The 19877-nt window shown below is 72.1% G+C and carries 18 protein-coding genes; 7 read left to right on the forward strand and 11 right to left on the reverse strand.

Annotated elements, in window-relative coordinates:
- Positions 1-82 precede the first annotated feature (82 nt).
- On the forward strand, positions 83-2083 hold the full coding sequence (gene ctaD, locus HCJ94_RS22110; protein ID WP_168002953.1) for an aa3-type cytochrome oxidase subunit I: 2001 nt from the start codon (positions 83-85) through the stop codon (positions 2081-2083).
- 133 nt (positions 2084-2216) lie between these two features.
- Here the strand turns inward: ctaD and HCJ94_RS22115 are convergent, their stop codons facing one another.
- From HCJ94_RS22115 to HCJ94_RS22125, 3 genes are all read right to left on the reverse strand, one after another.
- Positions 2217-3353 (reverse strand): SigB/SigF/SigG family RNA polymerase sigma factor, encoded by a 1137-nt coding sequence (locus tag HCJ94_RS22115; protein ID WP_168002954.1) that lies wholly within the window; start codon positions 3351-3353, stop codon positions 2217-2219.
- Between the two features lie 224 nt (positions 3354-3577).
- On the reverse strand, positions 3578-4981 hold the full coding sequence (locus HCJ94_RS22120) for a hypothetical protein (protein ID WP_168002992.1): 1404 nt from the start codon (positions 4979-4981) through the stop codon (positions 3578-3580).
- Positions 4982-5630: 649 nt separating this feature from the next.
- A complete protein-coding gene (locus HCJ94_RS22125) occupies positions 5631-6755 on the reverse strand; it encodes a baeRF2 domain-containing protein (protein WP_168002955.1) in 1125 nt (374 codons plus the stop codon).
- A 144-nt stretch (positions 6756-6899) separates the two neighbouring features.
- On the opposite strand from HCJ94_RS22125, the gene HCJ94_RS22130 reads away from it, so the two are divergent.
- Positions 6900-7448, forward strand: coding sequence for a hypothetical protein (locus tag HCJ94_RS22130; RefSeq protein ID WP_168002993.1), 549 nt, complete (start codon positions 6900-6902; stop codon positions 7446-7448).
- Between the two features lie 65 nt (positions 7449-7513).
- Entirely contained in the window at positions 7514-8374 is an 861-nt protein-coding gene (locus tag HCJ94_RS22135; RefSeq protein ID WP_168002956.1) for an alpha/beta fold hydrolase, read from the forward strand.
- A 12-nt stretch (positions 8375-8386) separates the two neighbouring features.
- Here HCJ94_RS22135 and HCJ94_RS22140 read toward each other — a convergent pair whose 3' ends face one another.
- Positions 8387-8725 carry a DUF3817 domain-containing protein gene (locus HCJ94_RS22140; protein WP_168002957.1) on the reverse strand — a complete coding sequence of 113 codons (339 nt, stop codon included), beginning with the start codon at positions 8723-8725 and terminating at the stop codon, positions 8387-8389.
- Positions 8726-8913: 188 nt separating this feature from the next.
- Between HCJ94_RS22140 and HCJ94_RS22145 the strand changes: the two genes are divergently transcribed.
- On the forward strand, positions 8914-10392 hold the full coding sequence (locus HCJ94_RS22145) for a glutamate-cysteine ligase family protein (RefSeq protein ID WP_168002958.1): 1479 nt from the start codon (positions 8914-8916) through the stop codon (positions 10390-10392).
- Positions 10393-10489: 97 nt separating this feature from the next.
- A complete protein-coding gene (locus HCJ94_RS22150; RefSeq protein ID WP_168002959.1) occupies positions 10490-11482 on the forward strand; it encodes a hypothetical protein in 993 nt (330 codons plus the stop codon).
- Between the two features lie 74 nt (positions 11483-11556).
- Here the strand turns inward: HCJ94_RS22150 and xynA are convergent, their stop codons facing one another.
- Positions 11557-12531, reverse strand: coding sequence for an endo-1,4-beta-xylanase XynA (gene xynA / locus HCJ94_RS22155; protein ID WP_168002960.1), 975 nt, complete (start codon positions 12529-12531; stop codon positions 11557-11559).
- Between the two features lie 430 nt (positions 12532-12961).
- Between xynA and HCJ94_RS22160 the strand changes: the two genes are divergently transcribed.
- On the forward strand, positions 12962-13471 hold the full coding sequence (locus tag HCJ94_RS22160; RefSeq protein ID WP_168002961.1) for a DUF8737 domain-containing protein: 510 nt from the start codon (positions 12962-12964) through the stop codon (positions 13469-13471).
- A gap of 72 nt (positions 13472-13543) precedes the next feature.
- On the opposite strand, the gene HCJ94_RS22165 is transcribed toward HCJ94_RS22160, so the two are convergent.
- The 5 genes from HCJ94_RS22165 to HCJ94_RS22185 all read right to left on the reverse strand — a co-directional run bounded on the left by HCJ94_RS22165 (position 13544) and on the right by HCJ94_RS22185 (position 18027).
- On the reverse strand, positions 13544-14773 hold the full coding sequence (locus HCJ94_RS22165; protein ID WP_168002962.1) for an epoxide hydrolase family protein: 1230 nt from the start codon (positions 14771-14773) through the stop codon (positions 13544-13546).
- A 58-nt stretch (positions 14774-14831) separates the two neighbouring features.
- Complete coding sequence (gene msrA / locus HCJ94_RS22170) at positions 14832-15350, reverse strand: peptide-methionine (S)-S-oxide reductase MsrA (RefSeq protein ID WP_168002963.1); 519 nt, start codon at positions 15348-15350, stop codon at positions 14832-14834.
- Positions 15351-15391: 41 nt separating this feature from the next.
- A complete protein-coding gene (locus HCJ94_RS22175; RefSeq protein WP_240944420.1) occupies positions 15392-16279 on the reverse strand; it encodes a redoxin family protein in 888 nt (295 codons plus the stop codon).
- Positions 16280-16284: 5 nt separating this feature from the next.
- The gene (locus tag HCJ94_RS22180) at positions 16285-16998 is read right to left on the reverse strand and encodes a DUF1223 domain-containing protein (protein WP_168002965.1); all 714 of its coding nucleotides are present in this window, start codon (positions 16996-16998) and stop codon (positions 16285-16287) included.
- A gap of 72 nt (positions 16999-17070) precedes the next feature.
- On the reverse strand, positions 17071-18027 hold the full coding sequence (locus HCJ94_RS22185; RefSeq protein ID WP_168002966.1) for an alpha/beta fold hydrolase: 957 nt from the start codon (positions 18025-18027) through the stop codon (positions 17071-17073).
- 258 nt (positions 18028-18285) lie between these two features.
- Between HCJ94_RS22185 and HCJ94_RS22190 the strand changes: the two genes are divergently transcribed.
- On the forward strand, positions 18286-18876 hold the full coding sequence (locus HCJ94_RS22190; RefSeq protein WP_168002967.1) for a carboxymuconolactone decarboxylase family protein: 591 nt from the start codon (positions 18286-18288) through the stop codon (positions 18874-18876).
- A 25-nt stretch (positions 18877-18901) separates the two neighbouring features.
- On the opposite strand, the gene HCJ94_RS22195 is transcribed toward HCJ94_RS22190, so the two are convergent.
- A complete protein-coding gene (locus tag HCJ94_RS22195) occupies positions 18902-19861 on the reverse strand; it encodes a helix-turn-helix transcriptional regulator (RefSeq protein WP_168002968.1) in 960 nt (319 codons plus the stop codon).
- Positions 19862-19877: the final 16 nt, after the last annotated feature.

A 19877-nucleotide genomic window follows, 5' to 3' on the forward strand; every position in this document is an offset into this window, starting at 1 on the left:
GGTCTCCCTCGCCTGGTTTTATGGGCAGAGGCGCGGGTAGGCGCGCCGGGTCCATCTGTCGTCACGGCGGGGTGATACTTCCATGCCCAAGCGGGTCACCACGGAACCACGCGACCGGGGTCCGGCGATCCTGGCACCGGCACGCTTCGGCGGCTACCCGGGCCCACTCCGGCCGGCGCTGCCCGGCAGCAAGCTGACCAAGTGGCTGGCCACCACCGACCACAAGCAGATCGGCCTGCTCTACCTGCTCACCTCGTTCGGGTTCTTCCTGGTCGCCGGGCTGCAGGCCATGCTGATGCGCGCCGAACTCGCCCGGCCCGGCCTGCAGCTCCTGTCGTCCGAGCAGTACAACCAGCTGTTCACCTCGCACGGCGCGGTGATGCTGCTGCTGTTCGCGACCCCGGCCGCGTTCGGGTTCGCCAACTACATCGTGCCGATCCAGATCGGCGCCCCGGACGTGTCGTTCCCCCGGTTGAACGCGCTGGCCTACTGGCTCTACCTGTTCGGCGGGCTCATGGTGATCGGCGGCTTCGCCACGCCGCAGGGCTCGGCGGACTTCGGCTGGACCGCGTACAGCCCGTTGAGTTCGGCGGAGCACTCCCCCGGCGTCGGGGCCAACATGTGGGTGGTCGGACTCGTGATCTCCGGACTGGGGACCATCCTCGGCGCGGTCAACCTCATCACCACGATCCTGACCTTGCGCGCGCCCGGCATGACCATGTTCCGGATGCCGATCTTCACCTGGAACATGCTCTTCACCGGCCTGCTGGTCATCCTGGTCTTCCCCCTGCTCGCCGCGGCGCTGTTGGCGCTCCTGGCCGACCGCGTGCTCAACGCCCACGTCTACGACCCGGCGACCACCGGGCCGATGCTCTTCCAGCACCTGTTCTGGTTCTTCGGTCACCCCGAGGTCTACATCATCGCGATCCCGTTCTTCGGCATCATCACCGAGATCATCCCGGTCTTCGCCCGCAAACCGATCTTCGGCTACACCGGCCTGGTGCTCGCCACCGCAGCGATCACCTTCCTGTCGATGACGGTCTGGGCGCACCACATGTTCGCGACCGGCCAGGTGCTGCTGCCGTTCTTCAGCATCCTGAGCTACCTGATCGCCGTGCCCACCGGGGTGAAGTTCTTCAACTGGATCGGCACCATGTGGAAGGGGCAGATCACCTTCGAGACGCCCATGCTCTTCGCCATCGGCTTCCTGGTGACGTTCCTGTTCGGCGGCCTCACCGGGGTGCTGCTGGCCGCGCCGCCGGCGGACTTCCACACCCACGACACGTACTTCGTCGTCGGCCACTTCCACTACGTGCTCTTCGGCACCGTGGTGTTCGCGCTGTTCGGCGGGTTCTACTTCTGGTGGCCCAAGATGACCGGCCGGTTGCTCGACGAGCGGCTCGGCAAGGCCCACTTCTGGACGATGTTCCTCGGCTTCCACGGCACCTTCCTGGTCCAGCACTGGGTGGGCAACGAGGGCATGCCCCGGCGGTACGTCGACTACCTGCCCACCGACGGCTTCACCACGCTGAACACCATCTCCAGCATCTCCGCGTTCGTGCTCGGCGCCTCCACCCTGTTCTTCATCTGGAACGCGTGGAAGTCCTGGCGGTACGGCGCGATGGTCAACGTGGACGATCCCTGGGGCTTCGGCAACTCCCTCGAATGGGCGACCACCTGCCCGCCGCCGCTGCGCAACTTCGACCGGATGCCCCGGATCCGCTCCGAGCGGCCCGCGTTCGACGTCAAGTACGGCCCGCTCGTCGCCGATCTCGGCCGGGACCTGCCGCAGCGCACCGTCAAGCCGCCCCAGGAGTTCCGCGACGAGCTGCACCGGGAGAAGCACCTGCCGGAGTCGCCGAGCGCCGAGGGCGCGACCGGCGCCCGGGAGGCCGTCGCCCACCACCCGGCCCCGCAGTCGGGTGCCCGCCCGGTGGAGGTGCCGAACCCGGAGGAGGTCCGCCGGCCCAGTTTCGAGGACACCGACGAGCCGGAGGACACCATCTTCGGAGCCCAGCACGAGCAGGAGATGAACGACCGCTGGCGCCATCCGCGGGGTCGCGGCGACACGACCGAGAACTGACCGTACGAGACGGGGCCGGCGCGATGCGCCGGCCCCACTCGCGTCGATCATGGACTTGTGGTGGACGTTCCGCCCCGATCCGCACGTCCGTCCGGCACCACGACTCCATGATCGACGGTCGGACGGCCGGTCCCTAGTCCCGGGTCGGCGGGACGCTGGCAGCGGCGAGCGAGCGGCGGACCGCGGGCTGCACCCGGGTCAGCCGCAGCGGTACGCCGGTGCGGGCGGCCGCCTCCTGGCCGGCCATCAGCGCGGCGATCCCGCCGGCGTCGAAGCCGCCCGCGCCGACCAGGTCGACCACCACCTCGGCGGGCTGGCCGGTCACCGCCTCCAGCATCGCCCGGCGCAGCTGGTCGGCGCCCTCGCGGTCGACCTCGCCGCCGACCTCGACCACCACCCGGTCGCCGTTCTGCTTCACCGAGATCTTCGTCCTCGCCGTGTCGGCCTCGGCGGCGCCGTTCTGCCACTGTGGCGGGGCGTCGGCGAGCATCGCCTGCCGCAGCCAGGTGAGCGCCCGGGACAGCAGCCGGGAGACGTGCATCTGCGAGATGCCGAACCGGGCCGCGATCTCGGCCTGCGTCTGGTTGCCGTAGAAGCGCATGGCGAGGATCCGCCGCTCGCGCCAGGGCAGCCGGTGCAGCAGGCCGCTGACGGTCACCCGGTCGTCCACGGACTCCAGGGCGTTGTCGGACTCCCCCACCAGGTCGCCGAACTCGGCGGAGCTCTCCCCGCCCACCGGGGCGTTCAGCGACGCCGGGCTGTACCCGGCCGCCGACTCCAGCGCGGCGAGGATCTCCTCCTCGGGCGTCTCCAGCCGCTCGGCCAGCTCCGCCACGGTGGGAGCGCGGGACAGCTCGCTGGTCAGCGCCGCCGTCGCCTGCCCCACCTCGAGGATCAGGTCGCGCAGCCGCCGGGGTACGTGCACGCCCCAGGTGCGGTCCCGGAAGTGGCGTTTGATCTCCCCGACGATCGTGATCGCCGCGTACGCGGTGAAGGAGCCCCGCTCCGGGTCGTACCGGTCCACCGCGTTGACCAGTCCCAGCCGGGCCACCTGCTCCAGGTCCTCCAGCGGTTCGCCACGGCCCCGGTACCGGCGCGCCAGCCGCCCGGCGAACGGCAGCGCGAAGCGGACCAGGTCGTCGCGTGCCTCCTGCCGCCGTTCGGGCGGTAGTCCCTCGATCCGTGCCGCGTACGCCAGGGCCGCCGCGTCGAGGTCCTCAAGGCCCCGTTCGGTGGGTGGCGGTGTACTTGTGGTGGTCTGTCCGAACATCCGCGCCTCCCTCAGGAAGGTCCCCCGCCCGGATTTGGGAAACCGGTCGTGCGCGTGGTGGAACCACGCACCGGGCCGGAAGTGGGTTACGTGACTGGGACGTCAGCGGGCGACGGCGCCGCGCTGCACGGCGTGATCAGGCCGTCGCAGCCAGCGGTGTTCCCGCTCCGTAGGTACTCAATCACGGGACCCCGGGTTCGCGAGGATGTTTCGGTGTGCCGGTCTCAACAGACCAGAAGCCCCTGGTGGGAGCCGCTGTCGCGGAGCGCTTCCAGGGCCCGGCCGACGCTCATCGCCGGCGGTGTCGGCAGGTCGTACGGCTGCGCCCGCAACACCTCGGTGGCCCGGCGGGTGGGCACCGAGGTCACCGGGTACCCCCGGGCCGCCGTACGGTCCAGGGCGCGCCGGCGGCGGCCGAAGGCTGCCACGGCCAGCCACTGCGGCAGCCCCGCGAGGGCGGGTGACCGCAGCCCCGGCGGCTCGGGCAGGACGTCCACCGAGCTGAACGGCTCGCTGCCGGCGAGCCACCACTCCACCCCCTCCACGCTGCGCCGGGTGGCGTTCTCGCACCAGTACGGCACCATTCCCGCGCGGACCACCTGCCACGGGTCGAGCAGCCGGCCGCACTCGACGACCAGGCGGTCGCCGGTCTTGCCGGCCGCGCGCAGCCAGCGCCGGTACAGGTCGGCGGTCGCCGCGCTCAACGCCGCCGGTTCCGGCACGAGCACCCGGTGCAGCGGGTGCCGGTGCGCGTCGGCCCACTCCCGGACGGCCTGGTCGAAACCGGACTCCACGCCGTGCTCGGCCGGGCGGGGTGGCTCGACGACCTCCGGTGGCGTCCACCGGGTGCCGTCGCCGCCGGCCGAGCGGAGCACCTGGCGCAGCGCGTGGCTGTCCGGGTGGAAGTCCACCGGGTCCAGCCCGCTGCCGGGGCAGCCGACCTGGAAGCTGTGGCCGGGCGCGGAGTCCAGCACCGGCCAGGTGCGGGCGTCGCGGAACAGCAGCACCGGCGCGCCGGGCTCCAGGCGGTCGGCCAGGAACCGGACGTACGCGGCGGGCAACCGCCGCCACCGCGCGGCGAGCGAGACGGTGGCACCCGCGAGGGCGCCCCGGCTGGCCGGGCAGTGCACCTGGCGTACGTGCAGGTCGGGGTTGCCGGCCAGCAGCCGCGCGGTGAGCGCGGCGCCGTGGTCCAGCGCGGCCTCCGGGCGGTCCACCGCGCCCTGCGCCCAGTGCACGCTCATCTCGAAGCTGGCGGGCAGCCACGGCATGCCGAGCGCCACCGCGAGGTGGGCCATGGCGCCGTGCGGGGAGCCGAGCAGCAGCCCCGGGTACCGGCGGCGCGGGTACTGGTCGACGAACCAGCCGGCGACCCGGTCGGCGTCCACCTCCGCCGTCTGGCCCACGGTCAGCGCGACCCGGCCGGCGGCCCGGGTCGCCGCGGCCCGCCGCACCGCCTCGGGAGCGCCGGTGAAGCGCGACAGCGGGCCGGGGTGGCCCAGGTCGGCGCAGTCGGCGCCACGCAGCGCCCGGGCCGTGGCCCCGACCAGGATCCGGGCCGCGCTGCCGGCCGCGACGACGCGGTCGCCGGCCAGGCCGGCACCGTCGGCCGTGAGCCCCGCGCGCACCTTGTGCACCGGCCCTACCTTGCCTCGTTCGCTCACCACGCGGCCCGGCTTCCCGTCCCGATGCGGTTCAAACAGGGCATCCCAGACTGCTCGGGCGTAATCCCATGATCTCCGACGGATCGCCGGTCCGCGTCGGCTACCGGCTGCCGCTCCCGCCAGGTGTGGGCCCACCCAGCGGGGCGGCTTCCGCACCGATGCCGCCAGACGACACGCCGACACCGCATCAGGACGGGCGGCGCGCACACTGTCGAGCTGCCCCCAGAGACGGGGCAGGCCGGTCCTCGTCGGGGCGGGGCGAGCCCGGTCCCGTGGATGGGGCAGCTCGACAGGCGGACGCTGCCCACGCCGGACGAGCGCCGCGACCGGCGCCGCCGGTCGTCCGGCCCGTGGGGCTAGACGAGGTCCTCCACGGCGACCCCGGCGTCGAGCATCCGGTCACGGACGCGGCGGGCGGCGTCGCCCCCGGCGAACACACCACGCAGGTCGGCTAACACCGGCTCGGGCGGCACGGTCCGGTCGTGCCGGCAAGCGGCACCCGGGTGGCCAGCTCGTGCGGCACCAGCTACGGGTTCACCGGCTCGGCCGGCGCGGCGGGCGCGGAACCCGCCAGGCTCGGAGCCGCTCGACGACCAGGTCGTCCGCCGTGCGATCAACCACCACCCCGCCCGGGGGTGCCGGCGTCGACGTAGCGCAGCACGGCGCCCACCCCGTCGGTCAGCTCCGGCGCCTCGTCCGGGCCGAGCACGGTCAGCTCGGCGTCGGTCCCGACCAGCGCCCGCACCAGGGCGGCGTCGGCGCGGACCTTCGCCGGGTCGCGTACCGACATCGCGGTCAGCTGCTGCGGGTCGGTGGCGATCTCGGTGGGCTCGGGCCCGATCCACAGCTCCCCGTTCGCCGAGGGGTCGTCGACGATGAGCATGTTCTCCACCTGGTTGCGCTGCAACGCCGACACCACCGCGTCCAGCCCGGCGCCCACGTCCTCCTGCATGCCGAACCGGTCCAGGGTGGCACTGATGCGCTGGTCGGCGACCTCGGCGATGGTCTGCACGGTCAGGTCGTCCAGCAGGGTGTCGTCGGCTCCTCTGGCCCGGGAGCCGGCGTCGGTGCGGACGAGGACGTCCTGCCAGCGGTCCGGCATCTGGGCGGCGATCACCCCGGTGGCCCGGACGTCGCCGGCCACCACGACCACGTCGGCGCCGACCTTCTCGGCGAGCTGCACCGTGGCAGCGGCGACGTCGCCGGCGTTGTGGTGCCACGCCTCCATGGCGGCCCGCTGGTAGCGCGACTGCGACCAGCCGCCCGGGTTGACCCGCCGCAGTTGGAAGTCCTCGCGGCCGGTCACGGTGGCGCGCCGGGGAACGCCGCCGGCGCTGACCGCCATCGCGTCGGCGCCCTCCCGGTTGGCCAGGACCCGCACCCAGGCCACCTGCTCGCCGCGCTGGGCGAGCAGCGGCATCACATGCGGCAGCGGCGCGAACGCGGCGAGGTCCCGCAGCGGCGGGGCGGCCAGGTACTCCGACAGCGCCACCCGCCCGTGGCTGGCGAACACCGCGATGCCGTAGTCGCCCGGCATCGGGTCGTGGCCCCGTACGACCCGTTCGATCGCCTCGATCGACGCCAGGTCGGCCCGTTGCTGTTGAAGTTGGTCCCGCAGTGCGCGCCAGCGCAGGTCCAGCGCGGGGTGGGCGTCCTCGGTGTCGGCGGAGGCGTCCAGGTAGACCGAGCACCACGGGCCCGGCCGGTCGTAGAGCGGGCGCAGGAAGGACAGCTGCATGCTCGACCCCTTTCCAGCTCGGCCCTGCGCTTACCCATGCCGCCCGGCTTGTCACCTGTGCCGCCGGGTGGGGCGTGACCTGCATTCATTCACGTCGTTCAACCGACGGGCCCGATACGATCGGTGCACGGAACCGGACTCTGGGTGGTGGCGATGGACAGCGACCTGCAAACCCCGCGGATCGTCCATCCGACGGCGCGGATCGTCACCGGCCGGGTCGTCCGACTGCTCGAGGGCTACCCCCGCGAGGTGCGGGTGGGTCAGCCGGTGCTGGTGGTGGTGCTGGTCGCGGCCGGCGTGGCGGGGCTGCTGGTGGCTCTCGTCCGCACCGCGCTCTCCGCCGGCTCCGGGGGCGCGCGCCGCCGCTTCAAGGACCTGAAGAAGGGCCCGGAGTACCTGGTCACCCCGGTCCGCCTGCGCGACACCGCGGGGCGGCTCTGCGAGGTGGAGCTGCACGGGCACCTGCCGCAGAGCGCCCTGCACCCGGCCGACCACGTGCAGGTCACGCTGCGCCGCCAGCGCGACCGCGACCTGCCGCCGAAGATCGAGCGGATCGTCAACCTCACCACCGGTCAGTTGCTCACGCCGCGTACCGCGACGCTCTGGTCGCACCTCGGGCCACCGCTGCTGCTCCAGGCCGCACTCGGCGCGCTGCTGCTCGCCGGCGTCGCGGCCTGTTCCGCGCTGACCTGACGGAACGCCCTTCCTGACCCGGCTCGACGTTTCGGCCCGCCGGGCGGCGGGCACGGCAGGCAGCCATGTTCGACGGATTCACCCTCGACGAGATCGACGTCGGCGAGGTCCGGCTGCGGGTACGCCACGGCGGGTCCGGCCCGCCGGTGGTGCTGCTGCACGGCCACCCCCGTACGCACGCCACCTGGCACCGGGTGGCGCCGCTGCTCGCCGACCGGCACACCGTCATCTGCCCGGACCTGCGCGGCTACGGCCGCTCGTCGAAACCGCCGACCACCCCGGACCACACCCCGTACTCGAAGCGGGCCATGGCCCGCGACGTGGTCGGCCTGCTCGATGCGCTCGGCCACCCACGGGCGGCGGTGGCCGGCCACGACCGCGGCTCGTACGTGGCGATGCGGACGGCGCTCGACCACCCGCACCGGGTGGAACGACTCGCCGTTCTCGACGGGGTGCCCATCGGCGAGGCCCTCGCCCGGGCCGACGCCCGGTTCGCCTCCCTCTGGTGGCACTGGTTCTTCCTCGGGCAGACGAGCAAGCCGGCGGAGCGGGTGATCGACGCCGACCCGGACGCCTGGTACCGCGGGTCGCCGGAGCAGATGGGCGAGGAGGCGTACGCCGACTACCGGCGGGCCATCCACGACCCGGCGACGGTGCACGCGATGTGCGAGGACTACCGCGCGGGGCTCGGCCCGGACCGGGCGGCGGACGACGCCGACAAGGCCGCCGGGCGGAAGATCACCTCCCCGGTGCTGTTCTGCTGGTCCACCCGGGACGACATGGTGGACCTGTACGGCGACCCCGCGGGGATCTGGCGGGAGTGGGCCGACGACGTGCGCGCCGCCCCGATCGAGTCCGGGCACCACATGGCCGAGGATGCGCCGGAGCAGCTCGCCGCGACCCTGGCGGCGTTCCTGGCGGGGTGAGCGCCGAGCGGGTCAGCCGACGGGGGCGGCGTCCCGGGCCGGGGCGGGCGCGTCGGCGAGCCGGCCCCGGCGGCGGGCCCACCGTTCGAAGACCAGGGTGGCGAACGGCGGCACGGCGCAGACCAGGGCCACCCCGGTCGTGAGCAGGCTCCACCGGCGCAGCCGGGCCACCGCGAGCACCAGGACGCCGTACGTGACGAACAGCGCGCCGTGGATCGGGCCGAAGATCTGCACGCCCAGCTCGTTGGCCGGCGGCCCGTACTTCATCGCCATGCCGGCCAGCAGGCCCGCCCAGGAGATCGCCTCGGCGATCGCCGCCACGACGAACAGCCGGGTCACGCGTTCCCGCATCGTCACGAATCCCACCCCTTCCGCCCGGCCATGCTAGTGCCGCGCCGACTGTGCCCGCCGGGCGCGGACGGGCGGCGCGCGACGGGGATCACGGAGCCCCCGGGTGGGTAGAAGAGGACCGATGGCACTTCCCCCACCGGTAACGGCATGCGAACTTAGGGGGAACCAGCGGTGACAGGGTGGTGACCATGGGCGAGGATGTCGGCGCGCGGACCTTCAGCCGTGAGGATCGAGCCCGGTACCGCGAGAAGGTACGCCGCTGCCTCGACGTCTTCGCCGAGATGCTGCGGGAGTCCCGGTTCGACGTCGACCGGCCGATGACCGGGCTGGAGATCGAGCTCAACCTCGTCGACGACGAGTCGATGCCCGCCATGCGCAACGCCGACGTCCTCGCCGCCGTGGCCGACCCGGACTTCCAGACCGAGCTGGGCCAGTTCAACGTCGAGATCAACGTGGCGCCCCGGCGGCTCGCCGGCACCGGCACCGCCGAGTTCGAGGAGCAGGTCCGGGCCAGCCTCAACGCCGCCGAGGCCAAGGCGCGGACGGTCGGCGCCCACATGGTCATGATCGGGATCCTGCCGACGCTGCGTCCGGAGCACCTGACCGCGGCGACGCTGTCCGCGAACCCCCGCTACCGACTGCTCAACGAGCAGATCTTCGCGGCCCGCGGCGAGGACCTGCGGATCGCGATCAACGGGGTCGAGCGGCTGGCCGTCACCGCCGACACGATCACCCCGGAGGCCGCCTGCACCAGCACCCAGTTCCACCTCCAGGTCAGCCCCGGCCAGTTCGCCGACTACTGGAACTCGGCGCAGGCGATCGCCGGCATCCAGGTCGCGCTCGGCGCGAACGCGCCCCTGTTCTTCGGGCGCGAACTGTGGCGGGAGACCCGCGTCCCGCTGTTCGAGCAGGCCACCGACACCCGCGCCGAGGAGATCAAGGCGCAGGGCGTCCGCCCCCGGGTGTGGTTCGGCGAACGCTGGATCACCACCGTCTTCGACCTGTTCGAGGAGAACGTCCGCTACTTCCCCGCGCTGCTGCCGATCTGCGAGCCGGAGGACCCGGCCGAGACGCTCGCGGCCGGCGGCGTACCGAAACTCGCCGAGCTGCGGCTGCACAACGGCACCATCTACCGGTGGAACCGCCCGGTGTACGACGTGCTGAAGGGCCGGCCGCACCTGCGGGTGGAGAACCGGGTCCTGCCGGCCGGGCCGACGGTCGTCGACACGATCGCCAACGGCGCCTTCTACTTCGGGCTGGTCCGGGCCCTGGCCGAGAGCGACCGGCCGCTGTGGTCGCAGATGTCGTTCAGCGCCGCCGAGGAGAACTTCACCTCCTGCGCGCGGTACGGCATCGACGCCCAGGTGTTCTGGCCGGGCCTCGGGTACCTGCCGGTCACCGAGCTGGTGCTGCGCCGGCTGCTGCCGCTGGCCCACCACGGGCTGGACCGCTGGGGCGTGGCCCCGGAGGAGCGGGACCGGCTGCTCGGCATCATCGAGAAGCGCTGCCTGACCGGCCGCAACGGCGCGAGCTGGCAGGTGGAGACGCTGCACCGGCTGGAGTCCGCCGACCACCTGGACCGACCCGCGGCGCTGCGCGAGGTGGTCCGCCACTACGTGGACCTCATGCACAGCAACCGGCCGGTCCACGAGTGGCCGCTGCCCTGACCGGTCTCGCCCACAATCAAGCAATCGGGAAGACCCTCGCACCCCCGGCCCGCTCCATCATGAAGGCTCACCTTCCGTGACGCCTGAGGAGCCTTCCGTGACCCAGACCGACCGGCTCAGCAGCCCCCGCGACGCCACCGATCCGATCCGGCTGCCGCCCCGCGCCACGTCCCTGTTCGTCAACGGCCACGTCCCGCGCCGACGCGGGCTGCTCATCCTGCTCAGCCTGCTGGGCGGCTTCCTGCTCACCGTGGTCTGGTCGGCGGAGTTCGTCGACCAGACCATCGGGGACAACGTCGCCGACACGCTGCTGGGCCACGACGCCAGGGAGACGCCGCTGACCGGGGTCGTGGCCGGCGTGGTGTTCGCGTTCGTCTCCGGTATCGCGGGCACGTTCACCGCGTGCAACATCGCCGCGTTCGGCGCCATCGCTCCCCTCGCCGGCTCGTCCGGCGGTCGGCTGGGCCGCTTCCTGGCGCCGCTGCGCCCACTGGGCTGGATGGCCGTCGGCATGGTCGCCGTGTCCGCGGTGTACGGCGCGATCGTCGGGCTCGTCGGGACGTCGATGCCGCAGTTCTCCACCGCCCAGAACACACCCGGGTCGCTGTCGCCGCGCAGCATCCAGTCCATGGTGGTCTTCGGCCTGATCGGGCTGATCATGGTCTACCTCGGCCTGGCCGCCCTGAAGGTGGTGCCGGACCCGTTCGCGCGGATCTCCCGCCGGCACCCCAACGCCCCGCTGGTCTTCATGGGCGCGCTGGTCGCCGGTTTCCTCATCGGACGGCCGTACCCGCTGTTCCGCCAGATGTTCCGGGACGCGGCGGAGAGCGGGAACCCGCTGTACGGCGCGGCGGCGTTCACCCTTCAGTCGATCGGCAACGTCGTCATCATGGCGGTGCTGTTCCTGCTGCTCGCCTGGTTCGCCGGGAGCCGGCTCCAGGCCTGGTTCGCGGCCCGCCCGGCCCGGCTGGCGGCGATCACCGGCGCCGCGTTCCTCGTCGCGGGCGCCTTCACGTTCCTGTACTGGGACGTCCGCCTGCTCGCCCGCCGCGAGATCATCCCCTGGTACCCGATCGCCCCCTGGGCCTGACGGGCGGGACTCCCGCGCGTCCGGCCGGTGTGGCGCGGCGGCTTCCGGCCGCCGCGCCACCTGCCGGTCCGGGGTCAGCCCGTGCTGCAGGAGACCGTCGGCCAGGTCCGGTTGCCGTTGTGCTGGATCGTCACGCCCCAGTTGTTGCCGTTGCCGTTCGGCCGGGCGGTCAGCACCTGGGCGCTGGGGTAGCTGGCGCTGACGTTCCAGGTCGCGATGATCCTGGCGGGGGACGGCACGGTCATCGTCACGGTCCAGGTGGTGGAGCCGGACACCGAGACGATGAGGTTGTACCGGTCGCTCCACTGCTGGCCCGCGGACAGGGTCGCGGTGCAGCCACCACCACCACCACCGCCGCCGCCGCCGCCCAGCGTGATGGTGGAGCTGCCGCTGCTCTGGTATCCCTCGGTGGCCATGATCATGTAGTTGTGGCTGCCCAGGTTCATGCCGTTGCGCGCCCAGGCGTCGAAGTGGTTGCCGCTGGTGATGGTGCCGCCGGTCCGCTTCGACTGCCGGACGCTCCAGAACTGCTTGAACGTCGCGGTGCCGATGATGGACGGCGCGTTGTAGCGGGTGGTCTCGTAGATGTCGTACGTGCCGCCGTCGCTGGTGACGGTTCCCTTGTACGTCCCGGTCGGCCGGTAGGTGCCCCAGTTGTCGACGATGTAGTACTCCACGAGCGGGCTCGTCGTCCAGCCGTACAGGGTCAGGTAGGCGTTGCCGGACGGGTTGAAGCTGCCCGAGTAGGTCACGCTCCGGCGCCCGCCGGTGCTCCAGCCCTTTCCGGCGACGAAGTTTCCGGTGTTGCGCCACGAGGTGCTGTAGTTGCCGCCGGAGCCCAGTTCCATGGAGACGGTCCCGGGGCTGTCGGTCCAGAACGAGTAGAAGTAGCCGTCGTGGGTGCCGGTCTGGTTGGAGGTGACGGCGGCGCTGGCGGCTCCGGGCAGCATCAGTGATGCCGCGACCAGCGCCAGGGTGCAGGCACCACCGACGAGCAGCCTGAGGCGGCCGGGTCTGCGGCTTGTCGGGTGGACGGGGGCGTCGTTCATGCGCGCTTCCTCCTCGTGAAGGCTGGCGAGGGCCAGGCAGCGCCGTACGACCGGGCGGGGCGGTGGGCGACCACCGCGCGCCGGCATCGCACAACGCGGCAGGGGGTGGTGGCCGGTCGCCGTGCGGCCGACGACCGGAGACCGGGTCGCGGCGGCGACCCGGATCGACAGATGTCGAGGTCAGTCGATGCCGAAAGTATCGAACGACACCGTAAGGTCGTCAATATGTCCCGGAAATGTTTCGGAAGCGGATTGGTGCCCTGGGCGGCGAGGTTCGCTTACGACCTGGCACCAGCCCCACGGCAACCGGTCGAGGTTCGGTCTGACGCCGAGCTGCCATCGTGGACCTGGCCGCATGTTCCGGAACTCTTCCGGGCCGGGTCGGCGCAGTCAGCGGCCGTGACGCCGGGTGCCGGGCAGGTCGCGCACGATGAGCAACGACCACCTGTCGCCGACGAGGTCCAGCGTGCCGGCGATGGCGGTGGTCGTACTCGCTCTCCGCTCGTCGCGGTTCCGCGCCTGGGCCCGCGGCCTCGACCTACGGTTCCTCACCCTGCTGCAAACTTGGCGGGTCGCCGGGCTCGCGTTCCTGGCGCTCGCCGCCGTCCACGCTCTCCCGGCCGGCTTCGCCCTGCCCGCCGGCATCGGCGATGTGGCGATCGGCCTGACCGCGCCGCTCGTGGCGGCGTTCGTGATCGGCCGCTCCCGGCGCCTGTTCGTCGCCTGGACGGCACTGGGGATCGCCGATCTGGTCGCCGCCGTCACGCTGGGCGTCCTCTACTCGGACAACCCGGTCGGCGTCCTGCACGGTGACGTCGGCACCGGCATCATGGCCAGCCTGCCGATGAGCCTCGTCCCGGCCTTCGGCGTCCCCGTCACGCTGGTGGCGCACACCCTGTCGTTGGTCAACGTCACGGGCCGCGCAGCGGTCGACAGGTGACGCGGCCGGGTGGCTCGTGTCGTCGAGCCACCCGGCCGCCCGCCGAGTGGGGCACGTGCAGAGTTTGGTCAGCTATCGGAGCGAGCGGAAGGCCGTGCGGACCTCTTCGGACAGGAGCTGCGGCTGTTCCCAGGCCGCGAAGTGCCCGCCCTTGTCGAGCTTGTTGTAGTGGATGAGGTTCGGGTACGCCTGCTCCGCCCAACTCCTCGGCGCCTCGTACATCTCATTCGGGAAGACACTGACGGCAGCCGGGACGGAGACGTTCTTCGCGGCGAAGAAGGAGAAGGTGTTCTCCGCGTAGATGCGCGCCGCGGAGACGCCCGTGTTCGTCAGCCAGAAGAGCGTGATGTTGTCGAGGATGTCGTCCGGGGTCAGGCCACGGGGTTGTCCGGCGAAGACCTCGCAGATCAGGTCGAGGCTTCGAGCGTCGTGGTCGATCATGAAGGTCGCCAGGCCGACGGGGGAATCCGCGAATCCGGTCAGTGTCTCCGGGCGCGTCCCCATGATGAGGGCGTAGGCGGAGTGCTTCCAGAAGAAGTCGATCCGCTCGCACGTGCGCCGCTCCTCGTCGGAGAGACCGGCGGGCAGCCTCCCCAGCGCGTCGTTCACCCCGGTGATGTCGGACTGCAACAGGCTGTCGATGTCGGGCGGGACCACACCCGGCATGTTGGTGTGGACGCCGAGCAGCTCCGGCGGCGCCTCCAACCCCATGAGATCCGTGATGAGCGCTCCCCAGTCACCGCCCTGTGCCACATAGCGCGTGTATCCGAGGCGCTTCATCAGCTCGATCCAGGCGCGCGCGACCCGGTCGGGCCCCCAGCCGGGCTCGCTCGGCTTGCCCGAGAAGCCGAAGCCCGGCATCGACGGGATCACCAGGTGGAAGGCGTCCGACGCGTCGGCGCCGTGCGCCGTGGGATCGGTCAGCGGGCCCACGAGCTTCAACTGCTCGATCACCGACCCGGGCCACCCGTGCGTGACGATGAGCGGCATCGCGTCCTCGTGCTTGGAACGGACGTGGATGAAGTGGATGTCGAGCCCGTCGATCTCGGTGATGAAGTTCGGTAGGGCGTTGAGCCGCGCCTCGACCTTGCGCCAGTCGTACTCCTTCTCCCAGTAGCGCGCGAGCGCCTGACTCGTCTCGAGCGGTACGCCCTGCGACTGGTCGTTGACCGGCTGTTTCTCGGGCCAGCGGGTCGCCGCGATACGCTTCCGCAGCGCGTCGAGATCCGCCTCGGGGACCTCGACCCGGAACGGCCGGATGTCCGTGGCGGTGCGGGTCAGTGTCTGGGTCCTGGCGGCCATGGGGGCCTCCTTCTCGCTCGGGTTCGGTCGGACGTCCAGCCCTGCGCGGGGCGGGAGACTAGGCGTCGCTCTGCCCCCGGCGGGGGAGCTTCCAGTCCGGCCGGACGAAGTGGCAGGTGTAGCCCCCGGGATGCTTCTCCAGGTAGTCCTGGTGCTCCGGCTCGGCCTCCCAGAAGGGGCCGGCGGGGCTGACCTCGGTGACCACCTTGCCCGGCCACAGCCCGGAGGCGTCGACGTCGGCGATCGTGTCCTCGGCGACCTTCCGTTGCTGGTCGTCGGTGTAGAAGATGGCCGACCGGTAGCTGACCCCCACGTCGTTGCCCTGCCGGTTCTTCGTGGTCGGGTCGTGGACCTGGAAGAAGAACTCGAGAAGATCCCGGTAGGTCAGCTTGTCCGGGTCGTAGACGATCTCGATCGCCTCGGCGTGGGAGCCGTGGTTGTGGTACGTCGCGTTCGGCACGTCCCCGCCGGTGTATCCGACCCGGGTGGCGACCACCCCGGGGCGCTTTCGGATGAGGTCCTGCATCCCCCAGAAGCAGCCACCCGCCAGGATCGCCTTCTCGGTCGTGTCGGTCATCGTTCCCCTCCCCTGTCCGTTCTCACCACATCGGCACACTCCTAGGGGCCGAACGTGAAGACGTACGCGCGGAAGCCGGGCTGGTCGGTGACGAGGGTCAGTACGTGCTCGACCCGGGACGCGTCGGCGACGAGCCGGATCATTCGTGCCCGGTCGATCCGCGCCACCGCGTCCGGGCCGACGTCAGCGCCGCGCCCGTCGCCGATCGGGTCCCCGTCCAGCAGCACCCGGATCGCGGCCGGCCCGGCGGGTCCCGGGTCGACGACGACGTTCACCTCGCCGGCGTTGAAGGGCAGGGCGAGTTCGCCGGTGCCGCCGGCCAGTTCGATGTACTCGCCGCCGTTGACCCAGTCGCCGGTCAGGTGGAAGGTGCCCGGTATCCCCCGGTTGGCGCCGACGTACGTCTCCGGGGTGACGCCGAAGTAGGAGGGCTCCCCGGTCGTGGCGAAGGCCCTCGCCTCCGGACTCACCGGCGGCAGCTTGGTACGCGGCGCCCTGACCTCCAGTAGCCGCCGGATCTCCGACTCGACGCGCTCGTACGCGCCCTCGCCGACCCACCGGTCGACGAGTCGTCCGTCGGCGTCGAAGAGGTACTTCGCGGGCCAGGCGTCGTTGCGGAGGGCCCGCCAGAACGTGAAGTCGTTGTCGAGCGCGACGGGGTAGGTGAGGCCGTGGTCCCGGATCGCCCGGTCGATGTTCTCGGCGTGCCGGCCGAACTCGAACTCGGGGGCGTGCACGCCGATGACGGTCAGGCCCAGGTCGGCGTAGTCGCGGTGCCACGCCTTGACGTAGGGCGCGGTGCGGATCCAGTTGACGCAGGTGTACTCCCAGATGTCGACCAGGACCACCCGGCCGCGCAGGTCGTCGGGGGTCAGCGGCGGCGAGTTGACCCACCGCTCGACGGTGATGGGCGGGAGTTGCAAGGTCATGTGCCTCATCCCGCTGCCAGGTCGACGGCCGTGGCGCCGACGATGGCCTTGTCACCGTCGTTCTGCACGTAGCCGACCACCATGGCGCGTCGCGGATCGAGATCCGCCGGCACGTCGAGCTCGACCCGCCCGGGCGCCGTGTCCAGCTTGGCCGACGTGAAGGCGCGCACCACGGCGTCCTGCCGCAGCCTCCGCCCGGCGTTCTCACCCCGGGGGACGTCGTTCTCCAGGCCGCGTTCCACGACGGCCACGTTCAACATCCCTCGCTGCGGCGGCCGCTCGACCTGGTAGTCCACCCCCACCCGGCGCCCGCCGGCGGTCTCGACCGACAGCGCGACCGGCGTGACGGGTGCCGTCTTCAGGGCGTACGCGATCGCGTCCGACGCCTGCCGACGGTCGGAGCCGACGAACTCGGTGGTGCCGTTGACGATCATCTGCGGCGTGTACAACCCACCGGAGCCGAAGGCACGGGCGTAGTCCTCCTGCCGGCGGGTGTGCGCAGCGTCGCCGAACGGGTCGGGCCAGCCCAGGTGGTCCCAGTAGTCCACGTGGAAGCCGAGGGCGTAGACGGGTCGCCCCCGCTCCCGGGCGTCGCGGTCGATCTCGGACAGCGCCGACTCGGCCGGGGGACAACTGTTGCAGCCCTGGGAGGTGAACAGCTCCACGACGGCGAAGCCGGCCTGGGCGCTACCCGCCCCGGTGCGCGATGTGTCCGTCATGGCGCAGCCTCCCCTGGTCGCTCCTCCTGACGGCCCTCGCCTTCCCGTTCCGCCCGCGACCATGCCGCGCTGCTAGGACGCGGCGGCGCCTCCCCGGTATGGAAGGAGGAAGGTGGTCAGCGCGGCCAGCATCTCGTCGGGGGCCTGCTCGGCGAGCCAGTGGCCGGCGCCGGGGATGACGACGGTCTGCAGGTCGTTCGCGGCGCCCTGCATCGCGTGTCCGGCGAGGTCACCCCAGCTCTTCTCGCCCCCGATGCCCAGGACGGGCATCGTGAGCGGTTGGGTCTTGCGCTGCTCGTTCTGTGCCAGGGTGGCGTCCCACGCGCGGTAGAGCCCGAAGCTGCCGCGCAGGACGTCCGGGTCGGAGTAGAGGTCGACGTAGTACCTCAGCGCATGGTCGGGCAGCGGCTCCCCGCCCTGGATGGCGAACTCGTAGCCGTAGAAGATCTCCTCCCGCCCCCGGACCAGCTTCTCGGTCAGCTCGTCGTTGACCCGGTTGAACGGGATGTGCCACAGCCGGTTGTTGACCTGCTCGGGGATGAACAGCGGTGGCGCCGGCGCCACCCCCGGAGGCCCGGGAATCTCCGCCAGGGCCACCCGGTCGACCCGGTGGGGGTAGTCCGCGGCCAGCGCGTAGCCGATGATGTAACCGGTGTCGTGGCCGACCACGGCGAACCGGTCGTGACCGAGCGCGTCCATCAGCGCGGCCAGGTCGTTGGCGAGAGTCGCGCTGTCGTACCCGTCCTTGGGCTTGTCGGTCAGCCCGATACCGCGCTGGTCGACGGCGACGACCGTGAAGTCGCGCGCCAGCGCCGGCATCAGCAGACGCCAGGCGTACCAGTTCTCCGGCCAACCGTGCACCAGCAGCAGCGGCGGCCCCTCACCACCGACCACCACGTGCTGACGCAACCCACCGGCATCGACGTACCGGCTGGTGAAGATGTCGGTGAAACCCGCCGGAAGCCGCGGCGCGTGCGAGACCGAGCCGGGACCGTCCGCGACGGTGAAGCCGGTGGCGGATGAACTCATCGACGATGTCCTTTCACCGCATGTCGGGAGGCACCTCGGGCCCATGCCGGCATCGCACATCACGGCCCACGCCCTGCGACCGCCGATTCTCCTGGCGACGGCACGGGCGGCGGACCGGTACATCGGCGGCTCACCCGGAGGAGGTAACGGCCGCGGGCGCGGGTCGGTGGCCGTCCCGGGGCGGTGGCCGGCCGGGGGCTGTCACACGTCGGGCCCGGCCGGTGTCTCCATGCCGAAGGCAGCAGCAGAGGAGGAGACATGGCCGGCAACACCCGGGTTCCCCCGACTGAGATCACCGGCGTCTACGGCGCCGTGCTGAAGAGGTTCGCCAGGAAGATGCTCGGCGACGTACCCGAGGCGCTCGGCGTGATGTGGCACCACAAGCCGGTGCTCAAGGCCGGCTTCGACACCGGCCGGAAGGCGGCCCGGTGGAAGGAGTGCGACCAGGACCTGAAGTCCTACGCCCACATGGCGGCGGCATCCCTGATCGGCTGCTCGTTCTGCCTCGACTACGGGTACTTCCAGGCCCACAACGAGGGGCTCGACCTGGCCAAGGCACGCGAGGTGCCACGGTGGCGGGAATCGCAGGTCTTCACGCCGCTGGAGCGCGACGTCCTGGAGTACGCCGAGGCGATGTCGCAGACACCGCCGACCGTCACCGACGAGCTCGCCGCCCGGCTGCTCGCACAGCTCGGGGCGCCGGCACTGGTCGAACTCAGCGCGTGGATCGGTCTGGCGAACCAGATGGCGCGGACGAACGTCGCGCTCGGCATCGAGGCCCACGGGTTCGCGGCGGCGTGCGGCCTCGCGCCCCTGGCGCAGCCGAGCGGCGTCGCGGCGCGGCGCTGACCGAGGACCCTGAGCGCGGGGTCCGTCAGCCGGTCTCGGCCATCGCCGAGAGGCGGCGGGCGAGCCGGCCGGCGGCCTCGCGCAGATCGGGAGGCTCCAGCACCTCCGCGTCGAAGCCCAGCCGGGCCACGTGCACGGCGAGCCAGTCCAGGTTGTCCCCACCGAGGACGAGCAGACACCACCCGTCGCGGTCGTCCTCGACGCGCCCCACCTGCGGCGGCACCATCTCCCGTACGCGGTCGGGCGGGGCGTGCACCCGCACCCGGGCGACATACCGGTACGGTGCGGCGGTCACGGACCGCTGCACGTACGCGACCGGGTCCGGGTGTTCCCGCGGCCGGAAGCGCCAGGTCGTCGCCACCACCTCGCGCATCCGGTCCAGCCGGAAGGTGCGCCAGTCGTCGCGGTCGACGTCCCGCGCCATCAGGTACCAGCGGCGGCCGGTGGTGACCATCCGCACCGGCTCGACGGTGCGCTCGCGCTCCCCGCCGTCGCGGCCGGCGTACCGGAACCGCACTCGCACCGTGTCGCGGCAGGCCCGCGCGAGCGTCACCAGCAGCTCCGCGTCGATCTCGACCCCGGCGCCGACGAGGGTCTCGGTGGCGCCGTGCACCGCCCGCACCTCGGCGCCCAGCCGGGACGGCATCACCTGGTCGAGCTTCGCGAGCGCCCGTAGTGCCGCCTCGGCCGCCCCGGCGATCGTGCCTCCGGACGCCAGCCGCAGCGAGACCGCCGTCGCGATCGCCTCCTCGTCGTCGAGGAGCAGCGGCGGCAGCCGGGTGCCCGCGCCGAGCCGGTAGCCGCCGCCGACACCCGCCGTCGCGTGCACGGGGTAGCCGAGCACACGCAGCCGCTCGACGTCGCGGCGCACCGAGCGGTCGGTCACCCCCAGCTCGGCGGCCAGCTCGGCGGCGGTCCAGGACGGCCGCCGCTGCAGCAGCGCCAGCAGCCGCAGCACCCGCTCGGTTGTCGCCTCGACGGTCACGCGGCCAATCGTTCCA

The organism is Micromonospora thermarum (genome assembly GCF_012034245.1).
Classification (GTDB): Bacteria; Actinomycetota; Actinomycetes; order Mycobacteriales; family Micromonosporaceae; genus Micromonospora; species Micromonospora thermarum.